We start from the raw sequence: 20,599 nt of genomic DNA, 5'->3' as shown, positions 1-20,599 counted from the left end.
ACTACTATTTTTTTAACCAATTACTAGAAAATTCACAATCTCTCATACTGCCAGTAATTTTAATGTAAGTATCATCAATTTTTTCTTCCTGCCAATCTTCGATGGCTTTAATTTTCTTTTCGTTTAAGGCTAATTCTTTTATTTTTAAAAAATCAGTCGCGTAATCTGCATCATGATCTTCTACTCTGTCAGATACTGTTAAAATCTTAAATTTAAGTTTGTTAGACCTGTCAGTCTCCCCTAAAACAGGACTTACTTCACCATCCTTTAAATCTTGTATTTGAGCGTATAATTCTGGATCCATTCGTGTCAGCTCAAAATTATAATCTTGTGTTTCTGGATTAATCAACTGGCCTCCGTCAAATTTAGTTACCTCATCATCACTAATTTCTTTAGCAGCTTCCGCAAATGTAATTTCACCGTCTAAAATTTGTTGTCTTACTTTTTCTAATTTTTCTTTAGCTTCCAGTTTTGCCTCGTCTGACACTTCAGGCATTAAAAGTACGTGACTAACATCGTACTCTTGTCCTCTTATTTTTTCTACATACACAATATGAAACCCAAAATCTGTTTCAAAAGGTTCAGATACCTCACCCTCTTGCAACGAAAATGCCGCTTCCCTGAACTCCTTTACCATTCTAGGTTTGTTTCTGTTTAACGTGTATTTATAACCCGATTGTTTTATCCCAGGATCTTGACCATATAAAATTACTTTAGACCGAAAACTTGCACCGTTTTCCTCGACATCGGCCTTAAATTGATTTAATTGGTTTATTATCCTTTGTTTTTCTGCGTCTGAAACTTTTGGCTCAACTACAATTTGTGCCACTTTTAATTCGGTTCCAAAACTTGGTCTTTCTTCCTTTGGAATTTTGTTAAAAAACTGTCTTACCTCTTCAGGCGTAATCTCTACCTCTTCAATAACTTTTGCCTGCATGCGTTGTGCCAACATCATATCCTTGTTGGTTGTAAACATTTCTTCTCTAAGGCTTTCTTCATTTTCTTTATTATAGATTCGAAGTAATCTATTCATATCTCCATTAACCTGTCCTAGGAATTGCTGAAGTTGATAATCTACATTATTTCTCACCTCGGCATCAGACACCAAAATACTGTCTTGTATGGCATGGTGTGCGTACAATTTATTCTCTAAAAGTTTACCGAAAAGCTGACATCTGGTAATATTTTTAGTATCAACTCCCGATGCCTGTAGTTGTAAAAACTCTTTATCAATATCAGAGTTTAAAACGATGTAATCACCAACTACACCAGCCACACCATCTACTTTTACTGGTTTAAAACCATTAGTTGAATCTTGAGCTTTTTCTTGTACTTTTGTATTAGCGTCAACTGACGACTCATCTTCAATAATTTCTTGTGCCTGCACTGAAAACGCAACAAGAAATAGTAATGCAAACACTATTCTTGCGTTAGTTATATATTTCAAATTCTTTATTTTTAATAGCATCTTTTGTGATATCTTTTTCTAATTCTTTGATGAGTTCCAACTTACGCTTGTTAATTACAATTTGGCGTATTGTTGGTTTCACATATTCTAATGGTGCCGTATCATTTCGCAACAAAACGTCATTAACCTGCATCAAATATACTCCTAATGAGTCTTTGAGTTGTACAAAATTAGATTTTTTTAACAGTTGATTTTTATTTTCAGAATTTACCCCTGGTATTTTTGTTATTACCTGACTCATTTTCACCCAAATAGAATCGTTTAACGAGTAAGATTTAAATTGAATTGCTATAGAATCCAACGCTGTTTTATCCTTGTTTTCAAATCTTCTAAAACGCTCTTTAATCGTATTATAATTTATGATATTTTCATCTACGTGAATGTACCTAAACTTTAACAGCTCTTCGTTCAACTTAAATGCATCTTTATTAGCTTCATAATACTTGGTCGCCTCCTCATTACTAACAGCAGTATCCAAGTTTTTACTAACCAATGCCTCTAAATACGCTTTACTAAACAAATCGTTCTTGTATTGATTGACCAGTTTATTAAAACTTTCTTGCTTTTTTTCGCTTAAGTTTAAATGTGCTCCGTCAACTAAAAGCTGCTCTGTTGCCCATTCTTTTATATAATTCTGTATTATTAATGCACTATCTTGACCTGTAACCCCTTCTGACACCAATCCGTCTAAATCCTCTTCATAAAGATAAGCATCGTTTACCCTAGCAACTGGTTTGCGCTCATCGTTTTTTTTAAATATATCGCAAGATATCGTCAAAGCTAGAAGACATAATATGAGGAGGGATTGTAAACGCACGACTATCATTTAATTTCTGCTTTAACTCTTTTTAAAGCTTCAGTATTAATAACAACTTTATATTTTTTTTTTAACTCCTCTAGCCACAATTTTTCTTTATAGCTCTGGTAATCACTCATTACTAAACCTTTAACTTCTTCATAAGGCTTTTGTTGCTTGGGAAAAACTTCGTTTACCTTAGCCACAATAAAACCGTTATTGTGTTTATATACTTTAGAAATTCCTCTCTGTAAATCAAAGTTTTTAGGTAAAGCTTGGTGATCTAAACCCATGGTGTCTATTGTAAAAATTACATTTACTTCACCATTTGTATTAACCAATGATTTAATATCCTCAACAGCTATATCTTCTTCCATCAGTTTCGCCACTTTTTTAATTACCTTCTTATTAGCTGAAGACGCCACTTCTGCAGTTATGCGTTTAGGCCAAAAATAATCTGTTTTATTGTTTTCGTAATACGCTTTAACTTCCACAGAATCTGTTTTTGCAGCTTGCCAAATCGTACTTTCCATTAAATCAAATAGCAATAACCCATCCCTGTATTCTCCTAAAATATGGGCATAATCTTCGTTTTCGTTTTCTAAATTTTCTTCTTGATATTTTTTCAAGCTTGAATTTAAAAATGACTCATATGCATTATCAACTATTTTCTCAAAACTCTGCTCTCCTCTTACGCGCTTCTGATGAGTGACTAGAAAATCACCAAAATCGCCATAAGTAATTGTGCTATCACCAATTATAATAAATCGTTCTTCTCTTTTAAAGTCTTCAGGCAACTTCCATGTACGATTGAAAAAGTTATTATTTAATATAGACGAGAAATAACTTAAATCTGGTGTTTGACCGTCAATTTTATATTTTTCTTTTAGTTTAGAAATCAAAGCATCTTCAATCAACTTAGAGCGCTCATCTCGTTTCACCTTGTTTTCTAATTCTGGCTTAAGTGCATCAAAATCGCCAATAGGTTTTATGTTTTCAAGTTTAATAATGTGCCATCCAAATTTCGTTTTTATAGGTTCTGAAATATCTCCCTTGTTTTGTAAAGCAAAGGCAGCTTCTTCAAATTCAGGCACGCTTAACTGTCCGCTAGAAAATGGTTTTAATAAGCCACCACTAGGTGCGGAATTTTTATCATCGGAAAACTCCTTAGCTAAAGCCTCAAACTGTTCACCTTGCTGAAGTTTTTTATAAATATCTCTTATTCTAGCCTCTGCGTTAGAAAGCGTATCGCCTTTGTTTGTAGTAATCATGATATGCTTAACCGTACGCTCACCTCTTGCCTTACGCTTATCTAAAACTTTAACAATATGATATCCAAAACGTGTTCTAAAAGGTTGGGAAATCTCCCCTACAGGAGTATTATATGCCACTTTTTCAAACTTATAAACCATTTTGAAACCAGAAAACCAGCCTAATTCCTCACCAAATACTGTTTTACCGTTGTGCACTTCTTTTCTAACACGTTCGAAGTCTTCTTTTAGTGCACGCTCGCGTAAATTTATAATGCTATTAAACGCCGCCAATGTGTCTTGGGGTTTAGCATCTTCGGCTACACGTACTAAAATATGATTTGCTTTTACCTCACTTGAAATATGGTTGTAAGCTTCCTTAACTAATTCGTTATTCACATTAGAATCAGTCATGTAATTTTTAGCCAATTGCTTTTTATAGGTTTGTAGCTCTCTTTTGTAATTTGACTTTTCATGTAAACCCTGTGCTTTTGCTTCTTTCAGTTTTAATTTATAGTTAGTGAACAACTTTAAATATTCATCCACATCTTTTTGGGATTCATCTTGCACTAGATTGAGATTCTTATTATATACTCTTAAAAATTCAGAGACATAAACCGGTTCTCCTGCAACGGTAAACAACACATCTTCTTCTAATGTTTGGGCAATTGCAGAAAACGTAATAAAGAACGAAAAGACTAGAGAACAATACTTCAATTTCATAATAAAAATTAATATTCAACAGATACAAAAATACTAATATATGCCTTTAAAACAAGTTGTGCATACAAACGCAAATAAAGGGGTTTTATTTTAATTTTTTAAGGCTATTAACACTATTTTTAAGACCTTTGAACAGAAAAAAAAGCTATGCGAAAACTAAAGCTAATATGGGATTTTCGAGGACCAAATGCTGAAAAAATTGCCGAACACCACGTGGTCCATTTAAAAGAATACATAAAAATTGAAAGACTGGAATTAAATATTACTGGCTTTGAAGCAATTAACGATTTACATTCCATCGCTTTCATGGTTGTAACAGAAGCGCAAATGAAACCTGTTAGAGATGCTTTAAAACCGCACCGTGGACAGGTTTACACACAATAAGTTTTAAACTTTACCGCTTTTTAAAAAAATACGCCAAACACCTTCATTAAATTATCACATATATTTATTACTTTCGGAACTCTTAATTGCTGTGGATGGATATAGACCAACTTGTAGAAAGGTTTCAAAAAAAAGACGTAAAGGCTTTTGAAAAATTGTATGCGATGTATAGTGACAGTATGCATGGTGTGATATACAATATTGTTAGGAATAATGATATTGCTGAAGAAGTTATGCAAGATGTATTCATTAAAATATGGTATAAGTCTGATAGCTATTCTAAACAAAAAGGGCGTTTTTTTACTTGGATTTTGAACATAGCCAGAAATGCTGCAATTGACAAAATACGCTCCAAATCTTTTAAAAAAGGAAAACAAAACCTCAATACTGATTTTTTCGTAGATATTATTGAGACCCATGAAAGTTTAGATGATAAAACTGATGCCATAGGAGTTAAAGCTTTTGTGAGCAAGTTGGCTGAAAAATGTAAAGAAGTTATTGAACTGCTTTATTTTAAAGGTTATACACAAAGTGAAGCGTCCGAGGCCTTAAACATGCCAATTGGGACAATTAAAACAAGAAATAGAAACTGTATTCAAGAATTAAGGAATATGGTTTTAAATTAAGGATATGGATATCAACGCATATATAGCATCTGGAGTTTTGGAACTTTACGTAGCTGGAGCACTTTCTGAAGAAGAAAATGCGGAAGTGTATGCGCTTATGCAAAAACATCCAGAGATTTTACAAGAAGTTTTAGAGATTGAAGCTGCAGTTATAAAACTTACAGCATCCGTCTCACAAAACAATAATGCCTATATTTTAAAAACCGTAAAACAACATTTGAACCTAGATGACCACGACACTAAAGTTGTACCATTAACAAACCCTAAATATAATTGGTTTACCTACACAGGTTGGGCTGCCTCAATTTTGCTTGCAGCTGGATTCTTTTGGGCTGTAAACCAAAATAAACAATTACAAAGTGATATTCAAGTTGCAAGAACTCAACAATCGCTTATGGAAATACAGATTGAAAATTCAAAAAATAGTTTAGAAGAGGCCAATACGTTAATTTCTGTACTGCGAGACGACAATATTTCTAGGATTCCGCTTGCGGGTCAAGGCAATTTTCAAAATACTTATGCAAAAGTATATTGGGATAAAAACACCAATCGTATTTTCTTAGACGCCGAAGGATTGCCAGATCCTCCACCAGGCAAAGTATATCAGGTGTGGTCTTTAACATTAAATCCGCTTACGCCCACAAGTTTAGGGACTATTGACAATTTTATAACAGACTCCAACAAAATTTTCGAAATAGAAAACACTAATTCCAGTGAAGCATTTGGTATTACTTTAGAACCTGCTGGAGGAAGTGCCACCCCTACTATGGAGCAACTTTATACTTTAGGTGTAGTCTCGAGTTAGTAAGTCTATTTCCTTTTATTTTAGGTTATGCTAAACTAAAAATCATTCCTGTTCATCGAATAATGCACGTAGTAAATCTTTTTATTCACGATTACATGTTAAGCACTTCAATTAATGAGCTGAAAATTTAAAAGATAGGCGCAGTTATTTTTTTAAGAAAATCATTATAAACTATAAATAGAAAACCCCTATCACATCTCTGCAATAGGGAGTTTCCTTTCAAACAAAAACCTAAAAACCAACCTAATTTAAGGTTTTATAAACAGCAACTAATTCCCTCAAATTATATTGCTTTAGTTTTAAATGCTCCTAATATTTTCAGTCATTAATGGTCCTAATTCGAAACTACTTTGTAATAATTCTTTCTTTAGTTTTTTAGCATCTTTCATTTTTCCGTTTGCCTTATAAATTTCTGCCATATGGTATAAGACTTCTGGTTCAAAAGTTTTTCCTGCGACATGATTTTCAATTACTTCTAAAGCATCTTTTATATCACCATGGTTGTAATATGTCCAAGCTAATAAATCGTATGATTGTGCTGTAGGCCGGTTGCTAATTTCTTCATTAGCTATTCTTAATGCTTTTGCTGTCTCCGCTTTATTTTCAGCAAAAAGCAACACATTGTACTTATTATACATTTCACCATACAATGTGTTTTCTACTGCCTTTTTATATAATTCAATTTCTTTTTCTTTGTAGAGATCGTCTCCTTTGAATTGGGCAATTTCAGCCTTAAGTAAATGATAATCCGGCGCGCTATATGACATTGAAATCGCATTCAAAATACGTAAAGCCTCATCTGCATTTTTTTCATGTGAATATATTATCCAAGCAATTCCTTTTTTTGCATAGGCATTGTTGGAATCGATTTCTAAAGCTTGAAGATAATGTTCATAAGATTTTTTTATTTGTCCTGCATGTCCGTAGTAATCTGCCAGATTCGTATAAGCCCACTGCATCAACACTTTATTTTTAGTAGCTTTTACCATTTCGGTGGCTTTTTCTAGATATAGAATTGCATTATCCAAATCACCATTATGATCACTCCACTTTGATAGTCTTATCAAAAAATCAAAATCTTTAAAATTTTCAATTTTGGTCAAATACGTTTTAGCTTTGTTAATGTTGCCCAATTCCAAATGCACATCAAATAGCATTTTTTGGGATGATTTTAAGCGTTCACCGATAACTTCCGCTTTTTCTAAAAGATTTAGTGCTTCTTTAAATTTGTGTTGAGAAATATAGTTTCTTGCTAGAGCTCTTAAATAGCTAGAACTCCCATAATTGGTTGCTTCATTGGCTTGAATTAAATTTTTTTCAGCACTAATCAAGTATTCTATTTTTCCTGTTTTGTTAAATAGAAGAGACTGAGATGCTGCTGCTTTTACCAAATACGGAAACTGATTTGGTTCTTTTTCTAGCTTTTTTTCCCAAAAGATATAATCTTGTTGTGCAGCATCTAAAATCTCATCTTGTTCAACCTGTAAATAAGCGCTATAGTCTTTAGTGTTGGTAATAATTTCTGGAGTATTTGTTTGTGTTTTACACCCAAGTACAAATAATATGGCTGTAAAACATATAAGTTTTAAAGGTTTCATTTTGTTATGTTTTTTTTGTTTGAATAAAAATTTCCGAGCATGCTTGGGGAAACACACTCGGAAAGGAATCTTACCAAGGTGAAGCTAAATAAGGAAATGAACTTAAAAAGTCTTTATCGTTTGCATCAACATTGTCGTTTGATAATGTTGGATTCTCCATGAAATCTTCTCCACCAAAAATCAACAATAATTCAACTGTAATTACATCATCAGCCAAAGCTCGCCCAGTAAGCACATTAGTACCATCGAAAAACGTAGTAGGACCGTCTAGCGATACATTTAAAACATCTGTTGCTAATAATCCCGTAAATGCCACAGCATCTTGACCAAGAGCATTCATCCCTCCATTGGCATATGCAGGACTTAATGCTAGCAAATTAGCTTCAAACATACTTTGAAATGCAGTATTCTGTTCTGAAGGAATCGTTGTATTAAACATATCCTTATTTGCGGAAGACACAAAAACAGTGTTTACTGCTGGTCTTCCCATTTGATCTGCTTGGGTATATGTTCCGGAAAAATCAGGACCTGGTAAAGTCTTTACATCATCATCATTATTTGAACAATTGAATGCCAAAACTGATACTAATATTGCTAGTGTATATATTTTTAAAGTTTTCATAATTTATATCTTAATAAGGTTATTGATTATTTTGTTTTGGTTTCTACCCAGGTGTTTATGGTTCCCGTACTTCCAATCATAGATTTTGGCACTTCAACTACTATTGACATTACATTACTACCCGCAAAAGTGTCTGATCCAGGATCATTAAAGCCATTTGCATTTCCTGCTATGATTTCAGAATATTGTGCAAAATCCATAAAAAATGGATCATCTCTGGGTCCGGCAAAAAAGCTCATTCCAGAATTTTCGCTAATCATTGGGGTTTCGCCATATTGGGTTATATCTACAACACCATTAACAGCAGAATTGCTTTGAATTACACTTGCCAAACCTGTTTGCGAGGGCACTGTAGGCCCAAAAAAGTACATTTTACCATCCCTGGGAATGGCTTGTATTACCAAATCCTCTACATTATCCCCTGTATTATCTATATTGATTTCTACTAATACACCTTCATCAAAAGAAGCATTGGCCGTATTAGCAGGACTTATCAAACCCTGTACATTTACCACAAACGCAATATTATTGGTGTTTTCGCCCTGAAAGGCATAAAAATCGGTTACATCACTTGTTCCGCCTTGAACAGCTGGAGCATCAATATGGTCCGCTGCAATTGCGAAGAAGCCTGCTACCGCTAAAACTCCTACGCCTAAAATTGTTTTTAAATTTTTCATGATTTTGAGATTTTGTTGTTATTATTGTTTCACTCTCAACTATACCTACGGAAAATTGGTTTTAGCGGTTTTGTTAAAATTTTGTTAAAGAAAATTTAATCCTAAGTCTTTACTTAAAAGCTTATTTTTACATTTCCTAATTAGAATTATGAACCCATCATCATCTGGCTGGATAAAAAAACTGGAAAGTGAAGTTGTTATAAACAATCGCTTTTTAAGTTATAATATGGAAACCTTTTATGACGCTCTAAGGTCTTGTGGCTTTGTATATGGTAGCAATCGAGACGTTGCTGCTCAAGTTATTTTGCAAAATGACATAAAACTTACGGAAGATGAAATTTGTAAAATAAATCTTTATTTAGCTTTATTCTACACCCATAAAAACTCTAAAGTTGATAATGATTTTGTAAAAAGTGTGATAGAGTTTTATTCTGAAATTAATGCCAACAACACCTCCTTTCTTTCCTCTTTTCTAGGAGGAAACGAACCAAGGGAGCAACTTGAAGGTATTATACACAAGCGTATTCAAATAGATGACAATGTCTTTACCAAAAATTTTAATTACTTTTTGGTAAATGCATTGTTGTATTTAGATGTTCTAGGGTACCAAAAGTTTTTAGAGCAAAAGGAATTATCGGCTTCTTACATGAAAAATCTAGAGGCCGCTATTGTAACTATTTCATTAGACGTACTAAATTCTAAAGAAACTAAAAATGATTATGATGAAAGCCTAATGGAGCTATTTGAATCTTCGCTCAGATATCACAATACCAAAAGCTTAGATTATAAAAAAGCAATAGAACTTATTGTAGCTGAAAATGAAAAGTTTTACATGTTAGATTTGGCATGTATGGCAACTTGGAGTGACCAAACCATTGATGTTGGTGAGCATGCTTTTTTGGAAAAATTAGGTAAGGATTTGAATTTAAATTTATCTAGAATTCACCAATCTATTAAGTCTATTAACAATTTTTATTCCAAACATAAAGACAGTATTGCACTCTTTAATTCTAAAAATGCAGTAAAGAATTTTTACAACAACTCTACGTCTATGGTTAATAAACTCATAACCAGAAACCGTAAAAGATTGTATAAAGAACTCGTAGACAGTAAAGACCTTATGGTTTTGTTAACACAATCTACGGTTAGAGAATTAAATAAAGAAGAGCAACATAAAGTACAAGAACAATTATTAGATATTTTTAAATCTATACCAAGTTTGGCTATTTTTATGTTACCAGGCGGTGCACTATTATTACCTCTTGTTGTTAAGTTTATACCAAAGTTATTACCCTCTGCATTTGATGAAAATAGAATTGAAAAATAATTTTTGAAAACTTAGAAAAGACTAAAGAGAAACGACTTAACATAAATATTAAAATTTAATGGAAACTAAAAGTAATAACCTCAACACATTTAGAATCCTATATTTAATTAAGGGCATATTAACCTTTTGCTTTTCACTATTCTTTTTTATTTATGCCTGTATTGGTTTTTTTGTAAATAGAGCTATAGAACATTCTGAACAACCCCAAGAGCTTCCGTTTAATTTTGGTTGGTTATTTGTTATTATTGGTGGCGTCGGAATAATTGCTTGCATCGTTCTCGGTATTTTAAATTTATTAGCTTCAAAATATATTAAAGAAACAAAATACTATAATTTTATTTACGCCATAGCCGTCATAAATTGCTTAACTGGAATTCTTGGAATTTTATTGGGTGTTTTTACCTTAATAGAACTCACAAAAGAGGACGTTAAAGGCCTTTTTAATAAATAAAACAATGCTCGCCCCAAAAAAACTACCCATGCTTAAAGGCTCACTTCGTAAATCACACTTCGGAAGTATTTATATAGCTATTTATTATTTAGTTAAGGTTTTAACTTTATTTATAATATTTGGTTATATTTATTGAAGTGCTTCTATTCCTTATTTTTCAAATAGAAATAAAGAAAGATTAGCCCTTATTGAAAAAGGAGCCGATGCAAGTATTTTTGTAAAAGGCAAAACACAAACAGCACCTATTTGGAAAGTACTTATTTTAAATTTTGCCTTTTTTTAATAGGTATTGGTATTGGCGTTTTTATTGCCAGTTTATTGGAAAACTATACCACCCTTTATGAAGATGCCGTATATCCAGCAACTATTTTCCTCATGGCAGGAATAGGGCTATTTATTGGCTTTAATATGACTAAAAATTTAGATAAAGAATAATTAACTTTAACTAATCTTTACTTTTGTAAAAACTGTTTTCTAAATACTAAAAGTAGTTTATTTATTCCACAGGGAAATCAAAATAGGTAGTTGAGTAAGGCTCATTTCTTAGAGTAAAATGCCACCACTCTCTAGGATAATTTATAAAGCCATGTTTTAACATTACCCTTTGCAACAGTTCTCTATTTGCTTTTTGTACAGCAGTAATATTCGCGTAATTTATCCAAGATTGCCTCCCAAAAAAATCGTAAGGACTTCCCATGTCTAATTCTTTATTGGTAGTTTTATTAATAATAGTAATGTCCACCGTACTTCCCTTTGTATGTCCAGACCTAGTGGCGATATACTCTTCCTTGAATAAATCAGCCTTCTTTACATTAGGATAAAACTTAGCCTTGTTTATCGTATCGTTTAGGTTTTTTGCCCACCTCATAAAATGATTAACTGCGCGTTGTGGACGATAACCATCATAAACTTTAAGTGCTAAATTTTTTTTATGTAGTTCTGTTTGAACCTTCTGCAATGCTAAAACAGTTTCTTCTGTTAAAATTAAACAGTGCTTATTATAACCATCAATAGTATCGCCAATGAAATTATTATTTCCGTAATAGCGTAATTCAATTTCTAAATCAGGAATTAAATTTTTAGCATAAACAAATTTCTCGGGTAATTGGCAGTACCCAAGGCAAACCATAAAAAAACACAAAAAAGTGTAACTTAACTTCATTTAAAAAATCATTTGTGCTAATTTAGAAAATAAAAATCATGCGGTTATTGAATGCTGAAAATTTAAACCTGGAAGATGCAGATGTAACTTATTATCCAAACTTTTTTGATAAAACGGAGGCCGACAAATACTTCAAAAATCTCTTTGACGAAATTCCATGGCAACAGGATGACATAAAAGTGTTTGGTAAAACTTACAATCAACCCAGATTAACTGCTTTTTTTGGTGAAAACAACCAACCATATTCCTACAGTAATATTACTATGTTGCCTAAACCATTTGAAGGTCATATACTAGAGATTAAAAACACAATTGAAGGCGCCTTAAACACCTCTTTTACAAGCTGTTTAGCAAATTTATATCGTAATGGAAAAGATAGTAATGGTTGGCATGCTGATAATGAGAAGGAATTGGGTGAAAATCCCATTATTGCGTCTATTACACTTGGAGAGGAACGCGTGTTCCATTTTAAACACAAATACGATAAAAATCTAAAGAAAAAACTAGTACTAAAACATGGAAGCCTCCTGTTAATGCAGGGAACAACACAGGAATACTGGTTACACCAAATACCAAAAACATCAAGAAAAATTAGCCCAAGAATTAATCTAACATTTCGCATTATTCCACAAAAAAACCGAGTTCCCTCAAACTCGGTTCTTTCTTAATTTGCTTTTATATTATGTGCTAGATTTGGGGTCTCCACATCAACAACATAACGCAAATATTAATTAATTAATCCATTGAACTAAAAAGTATGTTATTTAGTACGAGTCAAATATAAAAACCAATTTTAATTGAAACGATTAAAAACATAAATAATCGATGAAATACATATTTTTTTAACACACTTCGTCGATATAATACAAATCATCGATGAAATGCACAAAATACAATTCAATAATATAAAAAAAGCACCCTAAAAATAGGATGCTTTTTTACTAACTAACCAACCAAAATATGAAATTACATTTCTAAAGTTTAAAGTAACCACTCAATAAACTATTCTTTGAAGTGTAACTGTTTCATATTAATCAACTACTATGCCAAAAATTAATTTACACTCCTAATTTTTTACTTATCTTAGAATCTTTTAAATAAAAACCTTATGAATACTCAACCTATTTTCACCCAAGACACTATAGTTTTTGGGTTGCTTATGTTAGCTCTTGGGTTTGTGTTTTACACTTCAAGTAGTTCTAATTCATTTTGGAAAAAATTCTATAAATACATTCCTGCGCTACTAATGGCATATATGCTACCAGGTGCTTTAACTACTTTAGGCGTAATAGCACCGGAATGGACTACCACCAGTGCTTCTGGGGAAATTATAGAACATAAGTCCCAAGTATATTATATAGCTAGTAGATTTTTATTACCTGCCGCTTTGGTGTTAATGACCTTGAGTATAGACTTAAAGGCTATTTTTAATTTAGGTCCTAAAGCACTAATAATGTTTTTAACGGGAACAGTGGGGGTAATTATTGGTGGCCCTATTGCAATATTACTAATTTCTATGGTTTCTCCCGAAACTGTTGGAGGAGCGGGTCCGGATGCCGTTTGGCGGGGTTTAGCCACCTTGGCTGGTAGCTGGATTGGTGGTGGTGCAAACCAAGCAGCGATGTTAGAAATTTATAAATTCAATACAGATAACTATGCCGGAATGGTAATAGTAGATATTGTTGTTGCCAATATTTGGATGGCTATATTGTTATTAGGCATTGGAAAATCTGATAAAATTGACAATTGGTTAAAAGCTGATAACAGCGCTATTGAAGTTTTAAAAGAACGCGTTTCGTCTTATGCTAATAAAATTTCTAGAAACCCTACTTTGAGTGATTTAATGGTTATTCTTGGTATAGCTTTTACTATTGTTGGCACCTCCCATTTTGGTGCCAATAACATTTCTCAATTTTTAACTGAAAATTTTGATGCTGTAAAGGATAAGTCATCTGCGATGTCGTCTTTCGGCTCTCAGTTTTTCTGGATGATTACCATAGCCACCCTTCTTGGGATATTAATGTCGTTTACCAAACTAAAAACATATGAAGGTGCTGGAGCCAGTAAAATTGGTAGTGTTTTTATTTACATTCTGGTGGCCAGTATAGGTATGAAAATGGATTTAACTAAAATTGTTGAGAACCCAGGCCTCATCTTCGTAGGATTAGTTTGGATGGCTATACATGTTGGATTATTGTTTTTAGTTGCCAAAATTATAAGAGCGCCTTATTTCTTTTTAGCTGTTGGCAGTAAAGCAAACATTGGAGGTGCAGCATCAGCCCCAGTAGTTGCCGCAGCTTTTCACCCATCTTTAGCAACGGTTGGCGTATTACTTGCCGTTTTTGGATATGTGGTGGGAACATACGGTGCAATGCTTTGTGCCGAACTTATGAAAATTGCTGCCGGAGGCTAGTATATTTTTAATAATTATAAGATATTTGCGCACCTAATTATACATCACCAATATGAAAAAATACAGTATCCTGTTTCTTACTGGATTAATACTAGCTTGCTCCAATAAACCTGATGATTTAATTATAAAAACCAATATTAAAGGTTTAAAAAAAGGAACTGTTTATCTTAAACGTGTTGTAGATACTGTTCTGGTCACTTTAGATTCTGTAATAGTAAATGGTAATCCTGAATTTAAATTGTATTCTGAAGTTGACGAGCCCGATTTATTTATTTTAGATCTTGATAAAAATTCTAAAGAAGAGGATAGAATTACTTTTTTTGCAGACAAAGGCATAGTAGAGATTACCACTACTTTAAAACGCTTTGTTGCAGATGCTGAGATAAAAGGCTCTAAGCAGCAAAAGGTTTTAGAGGATTACCGAAAACTAATGTCGCGTTTAAACAATAGAAACCTAGACTTAATTAAGGAGCGCTTTGAAGCTAGACAGGATACAAGCCTTCTAAACTCCATACAAGAGAAAGAAAAAAGTCTTATTAAAAACAGATATTTACAAACCGTAAATTTTGCATTAAATCATAAAGACAGTGAAGTTGCTCCATACTTGGCACTTTCAGAAATTTACAATGCAAACCTAAACTTGTTAGATACTATACATAAATCCCTTACTCCAAATATTAAAGCATCTAAATACGGTAAAGAACTTCAAAAATTTATAGAAGAACGAAAACAAGCAGAGCAGTAATAAAAAAACCTCAAAACTAAATTTTGAGGTTTTTTTTGATGTTTTCGTAATTTAAAAGAGCCGATAGAGGGACTCGAACCCACGACCTGCTGATTACAAATCAGCTGCTCTAGCCAGCTGAGCTATATCGGCGTGTTTTGCGTTTGCAAATATAATTCGCCGATGCAAATTTAAAAGCATTTCGCAATAAAAATTATCCTAGTTTATTAATTTTTTCAATTAGCGCACGACCCCTATCTTCCAATTCCTTATTTACAGCATTTAAATGCTTTTGTCTGTTTTCAACACTTCTATCATTAACTTTTGCAATTAACTCGTCAAAAGTCTCAATAGCTTCATCAATTATAGCCTCGCTCTTTTTGGTATCCTTATCTGTATTTTCATATTCCCACACATATACTGCTTCAATAATATCTCCCAACACATAATTTATGTCTTTTTTTAGCTCTCTAATGCTTGCCATAATTTTAAGTTTTTATTAATTGTAAATCTAAGTATTAACTTCTTATTCTTTAAGTTGATTTCTTGTTTTTTATTGACTTATTACTTCTTTTTTTATCTAAACTAGAATACACTTTTAATTGTTAAGGTAATATCCTTTGAACCTAAACAAACATTCATGCTTTAATCTCCTGCGTAGGTTACAAAGTTCCTAGGGGTTTCATAAAGCGTGATTTCAAGATCTAAATTACTATCCAGTTTAGATTTCATTTTGTCATAAATAACTACTGCAATATTTTCGGCTGTAGGATTTAAGTTTTTAAATTCTGCAACTTCTACATTTAAGTTTTTATGATCAAAAGCATCTTCTACTTCACTTTTAATAATATCTTTTAAAACTTTCATATCAATTACATATCCTGTCTCAACATCTATTTCACCTGTAACACTAACAATTAATTCATAATTATGACCATGAAAATTAGGGTTGTTACATTTACCAAAAACAGTATCGTTCTTTTCAAAACTCCAGTCTTTTCTGTATAATCTATGTGCCGCATTAAAATGTGCTTTTCTACTAACCGTTACTTTCATGAATTTATGTTTATATGTTCGTAGAACTTTTCAAAAATCACCTTAAACCAAGCTGTATAGTGTTCAGGATGTAATGATATATCAACTTTTACATCTTCTAAAGGCATCCATTTCCAATCGGCCACTTCTTCCGTATTAATATTTGGTTTGCCATTATAGGTTCCTAATAAAACATGGTCGTATTCGTACTCCGTAAGTCCGTTATCAAACGGTGCTTTATAGATAAAAGCTATAGTTTCCTTTAAATCTACAACAAAGCCCATCTCTTCTTGCAATCTTCTCTTTCCAGCCTCAATATTCGTTTCCCCTTCTCTTTGATGGCTACAGCAGGTATTTGTCCATAATCCTGGTGAGTGATACTTTGTTAACGCACGTTGTTGCAACATTAACTCATTATCGTTATTAAAAACAAAAACTGAAAAAGCGCGATGTAATAACGCCTTTTCATGAGCTTCCATTTTAGGCATTAAACCTATTTGTTCATCTTGTTCATTAACAAGAATTACTTTTTCTTCTTCCATAGTTTAGCAAAAATACAAACAAAATATTACTTTATTCATTTGCATATTTCTTAAGATTAAAAAAATAAAAGCAAATCTTTAAAAGGCATAAATATCACCTATATTTGCACTCTATTTTACATTTATCATGAGTTTTTTAAAACAAATAGAACGCAGACGTACTTTTGGAATTATTTCGCATCCTGATGCTGGTAAAACCACGTTAACGGAAAAGTTATTACTTTTTGGGGGTGCCATACAAGAGGCTGGTGCTGTAAAAAGCAATAAGATTAAAAAAGGCGCCACGAGCGACTTTATGGAAATTGAACGCCAACGTGGTATTTCTGTAGCAACTTCTGTTTTAGCTTTTGAATATGATGGTGTTAAAATAAATATTCTAGACACACCTGGGCATAAGGATTTTGCTGAAGATACTTTTAGAACACTCACCGCTGTAGACAGCGTAATTGTAGTTATTGATGTAGCAAAAGGTGTTGAGGAGCAAACAGAAAAACTTGTTGAAGTTTGCCGCATGCGCAATATTCCAATGATTGTTTTTATAAACAAACTTGATAGAGAAGGAAAAGATGCTTTTGATCTATTGGATGAAGTGGAGCAAAAATTAGGCTTGAAAGTTACGCCTTTAAGTTTCCCTATCGGAATGGGTTACGAGTTTAAAGGCATTTATAATATCTGGGAGAAAAACATTAATTTATTTAGTGGAGATAGCCGAAAAAACATTGAAGAAACAACTGAAATTAAAGATTTATCTTCTCCAGAATTAGATAAACTAGTTGGCGAGACTGCTGCTGATACTCTGCGCGAAGAAATAGAGCTCGTTGAAGGTATTTATCCAAAATTTGATAAAGAAGCCTACTTAGAAGGCAACTTGCAACCCGTTTTCTTTGGTTCTGCCCTTAATAATTTTGGAGTTCGAGAACTTTTGGATTGCTTTGTTGAGATTGCTCCTAAACCCAGACCAAAAAAGAGTGAAGAACGTTTAGTAAAGCCCAATGAAAAAAAGTTTACTGGTTTTGTATTTAAGATTCACGCCAACATGGATCCTAACCATAGAAACCGTTTAGCTTTTGTAAAAATTGTGTCGGGTGAATTTAAGCGCAACACACCTTACCTTCACGTTAGACATAATAAAAAAGTAAAGTTTTCAAGTCCAAATGCATTTTTTGCTGAAAAGAAGGAGATAGTTGATATCTCCTATCCTGGTGACATCGTTGGTTTGCAAGATACAGGCACTTTTAAAATTGGCGATACGCTAACCGAAGGCGAAGTTTTAAATTATAAAGGAGTTCCTAGTTTTTCTCCGGAACATTTTAGATATATTAATAATGCTGACCCTATGAAAGCTAAGCAGCTTTATAAAGGTATAGACCAGCTTATGGATGAAGGGGTAGCACAATTATTTACGTTAGAGCTGAATGGAAGAAAAGTAATTGGTACGGTTGGCGCTTTGCAGTACGAAGTAATTCAATACCGATTGGAACATGAATATGGCGCTAAGTGTACTTATGAAAATTTAAATGTTCATAAAGCTTGTTGGGTAGAACCTGAAGATCCAAAAAATGAAGAATATAAAGACTTTTTGAGAGTCAAGCAGCGTTTTTTAGCAAAAGACAAGCAAAACCAATTAGTGTTTTTAGCCGATTCTGCTTTTTCATTGCAAATGACACAACAAAAATATCCAAGTATAAAATTTCACTTTACCTCTGAATATGAATAATTTATGCATGCATTTCACCGAAAATTATGCTTTAATCGTACAATTTAAGTGATTGAGCGATTTTTTTAAATCTGAAATTTATCATTTTATAACTTGAAATTACAAATAAGCCCCAATTTGATGACACCATGAAAATAGAATCTAAAGAATTTAGCAACGAAGACATTACTGTAACTTACGATCCTTGTATCTGTACTTTATCAGGCAAATGCGCCAAAGAATTATCAAATGTATTTAGTGATACTATAATTCCTTGGATAAATCTTGATGATGGCAAAACAAAAGATATCATCAAACAAATAAAAAAGTGCCCTTCTGGTGCTTTACAGTTTTACAAGAAAAACCAGAAACAAGCCGTTTAAAATCTACTTAACTCTAAAAATGAGGTATAAAAACCATCTATTATAGTGTTATTTAAGTTATTCAAATAAGGCTTATTGTTTGCAATATTTAATAAAATAGTTGAATGAAAAAGAACCTTAATTGAAATGCCATTCATTCAAGGTCTTTATCTTGTAAAAAAATTGTACTTATTTCAAAACCTCATGTTCTAAACTAACTGGAGAGGTACCTTTAAATGGAATTTCACCAGTCAATGCTCTAACGACTGCTTGTTGTGAAAATGTATCTAAACTATAGGCATTAATGGCTATATAAGCATTTTCAAAATAGAAATTTACGTAATATGGGTTGCTATAGGACACCGCAATAATATGATCTTGTGGTAACATGCCCATCGTCCAAACCCCCATAGCTTCCTTATCTTTTAATAAAGATGCCCCTAACGGACTAAAGTAGCGGTTTTCGAAAGCCACAATTATCTTATCGTATTTTTTGAAGTCATTAAGTTTTTCGCCCCAATCAAAGAAACTCGGGTTGTGTAATATGGTATCTACTTCAAAGCCTCTTTCTTTCAAAAGATTTTGAGTAAAACGAAGTTCGGTAGTTCTATCCTCATGGCTTAAATTAACGATAGCTAATCGCTTATGGATTTCTGGCTTTAAAGGAATATTAGCAGAATCTGACAGTAAGGTAACCGCATTATCGGCAATTTCAGTTGCATCTCTAGAAATAATTTCCGCATCCTTTTCAGTTAAATTATAAAAAATAGGGTCTTTTTTATGTAATAAACTATACTTTTCACGCACACCCCAAATACGTTCTACAGCATCATCCAATCGTGACATAGGAATATCACCTCGCTGAATACGCACTTCTAAAGAATCCATAAACTTAAGTGTAGGCCAAAGCACCATATCGACTCCAGCTTTAAATGCAGCTAGTGAGGTTTCTAACTCATTATCATAATAGCCAGCGGCACCTCCCATATTTAAGGCATCAGACATAATTACGCCATTGAATTTCATTTTTTCTTTTAATAAACCGACCATTAACTCTTCAGACAGTGTGGCAGGAGGCAAAACACCGTTTAGTTTTTCTTTTTGATAAGCAGGAAACCGAATATGGCCCACCATGATACAGGGTATACCATCATTTATCATATTTTGATACATTGTACCAAACGTAGCATTCCAATCGTTAATAGATAAATTATTGGCCGATGTAATAAAATGTTGATTTTTTATAGTTGCTCCATCTCCAGGAAAATGCTTAATGGTGGCTACAACACCTTGCTTATGCATGCCTTCAATTTGCGCTTTAAGCAATGGGTATGCTCTAGTAGCATCATCTGAAATAGCACGTTCTACAATTAAATCCTGCAACGGATTCATATTTAAATCTACTAAAGGGTGCAATAACCAATTAACACCAATGGAACTAGATTCTTTAGCAACAGCATTCCCGAACTTATAAGCTAATTCAGGTTTATTTGCAGCACCTAAAGCCATTTCTGAAGGCATATTTGTAAATTCATTATAAATGCTTCCAACACCTCTTTCAAAGTCCTCTGTAACAATAACAGGAAATCTTGAAGCACGCTCATAAGCAGCAATAGCATTTTTTATGCTAGGAATCACTTGTTCTCTGGGTGGCTTAAATAAATAGTCCCAATAAGGTATAAACAGGCCTCCAACAGGATACTGTTGCATCATACTATCGATAGAACCAAATTGCTGCACATGGGTATCATGGTAAGCCCTTATAATCATTGTTTGCCCAATTTTTTCACGTAATGACAAACTTTTCCAAGTGGTATCTTTAGACGTAAAATTATAAGGTAGGGCTTCCGGCAATTTACTTTCTTTGGATTTATTACAACTAATAATAGTAACGCATAGCGTTACTATTATTAAAACATTCTGTATGTAAATCTTCAT

General features: G+C 32.9%; 22 protein-coding genes and 1 tRNA gene. 11 read left to right on the top strand and 12 right to left on the bottom strand.

Annotated elements, in window-relative coordinates; all coding sequences use genetic code 11:
* Positions 1–4: 4 nt before the first annotated feature.
* From BMY39_RS11570 to BMY39_RS11560, 3 genes are read right to left on the bottom strand one after another with little or no spacing between them, the layout of a single operon-like run.
* On the bottom strand, positions 5–1,447 hold the full coding sequence (locus tag BMY39_RS11570) for a peptidylprolyl isomerase (RefSeq protein ID WP_317039339.1): 1,443 nt from the start codon (positions 1,445–1,447) through the stop codon (positions 5–7).
* Entirely contained in the window at positions 1,431–2,294 is an 864-nt protein-coding gene (locus tag BMY39_RS11565; RefSeq protein ID WP_177176597.1) for a peptidyl-prolyl cis-trans isomerase, read from the bottom strand. The genes BMY39_RS11570 and BMY39_RS11565 overlap by 17 nt, the downstream gene beginning before the upstream one ends.
* A complete protein-coding gene (locus tag BMY39_RS11560) occupies positions 2,291–4,237 on the bottom strand; it encodes a peptidylprolyl isomerase (protein ID WP_092579787.1) in 1,947 nt (648 codons plus the stop codon). Before BMY39_RS11560 ends, BMY39_RS11565 begins: the two co-directional genes overlap by 4 nt.
* A 147-nt stretch (positions 4,238–4,384) precedes the next feature.
* Between BMY39_RS11560 and BMY39_RS11555 the strand changes: the two genes are divergently transcribed.
* From BMY39_RS11555 to BMY39_RS11545, 3 genes are all read left to right on the top strand, one after another.
* Positions 4,385–4,621 carry a hypothetical protein gene (locus BMY39_RS11555; protein WP_092579785.1) on the top strand — a complete coding sequence of 79 codons (237 nt, stop codon included), beginning with the start codon at positions 4,385–4,387 and terminating at the stop codon, positions 4,619–4,621.
* Positions 4,622–4,716: 95 nt separating this feature from the next.
* Positions 4,717–5,247 (top strand): RNA polymerase sigma factor, encoded by a 531-nt coding sequence (locus tag BMY39_RS11550; RefSeq protein WP_092579783.1) that lies wholly within the window; start codon positions 4,717–4,719, stop codon positions 5,245–5,247.
* A 4-nt stretch (positions 5,248–5,251) separates the two neighbouring features.
* The gene (locus tag BMY39_RS11545; RefSeq protein WP_092579781.1) at positions 5,252–6,052 is read left to right on the top strand and encodes an anti-sigma factor; all 801 of its coding nucleotides are present in this window, start codon (positions 5,252–5,254) and stop codon (positions 6,050–6,052) included.
* Between the two features lie 299 nt (positions 6,053–6,351).
* Here BMY39_RS11545 and BMY39_RS11540 read toward each other — a convergent pair whose 3' ends face one another.
* The 3 genes from BMY39_RS11540 to BMY39_RS15320 form a co-directional block, all read right to left on the bottom strand.
* Positions 6,352–7,650, bottom strand: a complete 1,299-nt coding sequence (locus BMY39_RS11540) for a tetratricopeptide repeat protein (protein ID WP_092579779.1) — start codon at positions 7,648–7,650, stop codon at positions 6,352–6,354.
* A gap of 70 nt (positions 7,651–7,720) precedes the next feature.
* Positions 7,721–8,272 (bottom strand): DUF4331 family protein, encoded by a 552-nt coding sequence (locus BMY39_RS11535; RefSeq protein WP_092579777.1) that lies wholly within the window; start codon positions 8,270–8,272, stop codon positions 7,721–7,723.
* A 26-nt stretch (positions 8,273–8,298) separates the two neighbouring features.
* A complete protein-coding gene (locus BMY39_RS15320; protein WP_092579775.1) occupies positions 8,299–8,949 on the bottom strand; it encodes a DUF4331 family protein in 651 nt (216 codons plus the stop codon).
* A 148-nt stretch (positions 8,950–9,097) separates the two neighbouring features.
* Here BMY39_RS15320 and BMY39_RS11525 point away from each other — a divergent pair, with 148 nt between their 5' ends.
* The 3 genes from BMY39_RS11525 to BMY39_RS11515 all read left to right on the top strand — a co-directional run bounded on the left by BMY39_RS11525 (position 9,098) and on the right by BMY39_RS11515 (position 11,162).
* Positions 9,098–10,276 (top strand): LETM1-related biofilm-associated protein, encoded by a 1,179-nt coding sequence (locus BMY39_RS11525; protein ID WP_092579773.1) that lies wholly within the window; start codon positions 9,098–9,100, stop codon positions 10,274–10,276.
* A gap of 58 nt (positions 10,277–10,334) precedes the next feature.
* On the top strand, positions 10,335–10,727 hold the full coding sequence (locus BMY39_RS11520) for a hypothetical protein (protein ID WP_092579771.1): 393 nt from the start codon (positions 10,335–10,337) through the stop codon (positions 10,725–10,727).
* Positions 10,728–10,973: 246 nt separating this feature from the next.
* Positions 10,974–11,162, top strand: coding sequence for a hypothetical protein (locus BMY39_RS11515; RefSeq protein WP_317039338.1), 189 nt, complete (start codon positions 10,974–10,976; stop codon positions 11,160–11,162).
* Between the two features lie 61 nt (positions 11,163–11,223).
* On the opposite strand, the gene BMY39_RS11510 is transcribed toward BMY39_RS11515, so the two are convergent.
* Entirely contained in the window at positions 11,224–11,889 is a 666-nt protein-coding gene (locus tag BMY39_RS11510) for a M15 family metallopeptidase (protein ID WP_092579769.1), read from the bottom strand.
* A gap of 38 nt (positions 11,890–11,927) precedes the next feature.
* Here BMY39_RS11510 and BMY39_RS11505 point away from each other — a divergent pair, with 38 nt between their 5' ends.
* From BMY39_RS11505 to BMY39_RS11495, 3 genes are all read left to right on the top strand, one after another.
* Entirely contained in the window at positions 11,928–12,557 is a 630-nt protein-coding gene (locus BMY39_RS11505) for an alpha-ketoglutarate-dependent dioxygenase AlkB family protein (protein ID WP_092579767.1), read from the top strand.
* Positions 12,558–12,997: 440 nt separating this feature from the next.
* Positions 12,998–14,302: a DUF819 family protein gene (locus tag BMY39_RS11500; protein WP_092579765.1), complete on the top strand. Its 1,305-nt coding sequence runs from the start codon at positions 12,998–13,000 to the stop codon at positions 14,300–14,302.
* 52 nt (positions 14,303–14,354) lie between these two features.
* On the top strand, positions 14,355–15,047 hold the full coding sequence (locus BMY39_RS11495; protein ID WP_092579763.1) for a DUF4369 domain-containing protein: 693 nt from the start codon (positions 14,355–14,357) through the stop codon (positions 15,045–15,047).
* A gap of 58 nt (positions 15,048–15,105) precedes the next feature.
* Here BMY39_RS11495 and BMY39_RS11490 read toward each other — a convergent pair.
* From BMY39_RS11490 to idi, 4 genes are all read right to left on the bottom strand, one after another.
* Positions 15,106–15,179: transfer RNA gene (locus BMY39_RS11490), tRNA-Thr, on the bottom strand.
* A 61-nt stretch (positions 15,180–15,240) separates the two neighbouring features.
* Complete coding sequence (locus BMY39_RS11485) at positions 15,241–15,510, bottom strand: hypothetical protein (RefSeq protein WP_092579761.1); 270 nt, start codon at positions 15,508–15,510, stop codon at positions 15,241–15,243.
* 161 nt (positions 15,511–15,671) lie between these two features.
* Complete coding sequence (locus BMY39_RS11480) at positions 15,672–16,082, bottom strand: 6-pyruvoyl trahydropterin synthase family protein (protein WP_092579759.1); 411 nt, start codon at positions 16,080–16,082, stop codon at positions 15,672–15,674.
* Positions 16,079–16,603 (bottom strand): isopentenyl-diphosphate Delta-isomerase, encoded by a 525-nt coding sequence (gene idi, locus BMY39_RS11475; protein ID WP_092579757.1) that lies wholly within the window; start codon positions 16,601–16,603, stop codon positions 16,079–16,081. Before idi ends, BMY39_RS11480 begins: the two co-directional genes overlap by 4 nt.
* Before the next feature lie 127 nt (positions 16,604–16,730).
* Between idi and BMY39_RS11470 the strand changes: the two genes are divergently transcribed.
* Together BMY39_RS11470 and BMY39_RS11465 are read left to right on the top strand one after the other, a co-directional pair.
* Positions 16,731–18,320: a peptide chain release factor 3 gene (locus BMY39_RS11470; protein WP_092579755.1), complete on the top strand. Its 1,590-nt coding sequence runs from the start codon at positions 16,731–16,733 to the stop codon at positions 18,318–18,320.
* Positions 18,321–18,448: 128 nt separating this feature from the next.
* Complete coding sequence (locus BMY39_RS11465) at positions 18,449–18,682, top strand: (4Fe-4S)-binding protein (protein WP_092579753.1); 234 nt, start codon at positions 18,449–18,451, stop codon at positions 18,680–18,682.
* A 168-nt stretch (positions 18,683–18,850) separates the two neighbouring features.
* On the opposite strand, the gene BMY39_RS11460 is transcribed toward BMY39_RS11465, so the two are convergent.
* Positions 18,851–20,599, bottom strand: coding sequence for a glycoside hydrolase family 3 protein (locus tag BMY39_RS11460; RefSeq protein WP_092579751.1), 1,749 nt, complete (start codon positions 20,597–20,599; stop codon positions 18,851–18,853).

The organism is Hyunsoonleella jejuensis (assembly GCF_900111025.1).
GTDB lineage: Bacteria > Bacteroidota > Bacteroidia > Flavobacteriales > Flavobacteriaceae > Jejuia > Jejuia jejuensis.
This window is presented reverse-complemented; position numbering and strand designations above follow the sequence as displayed.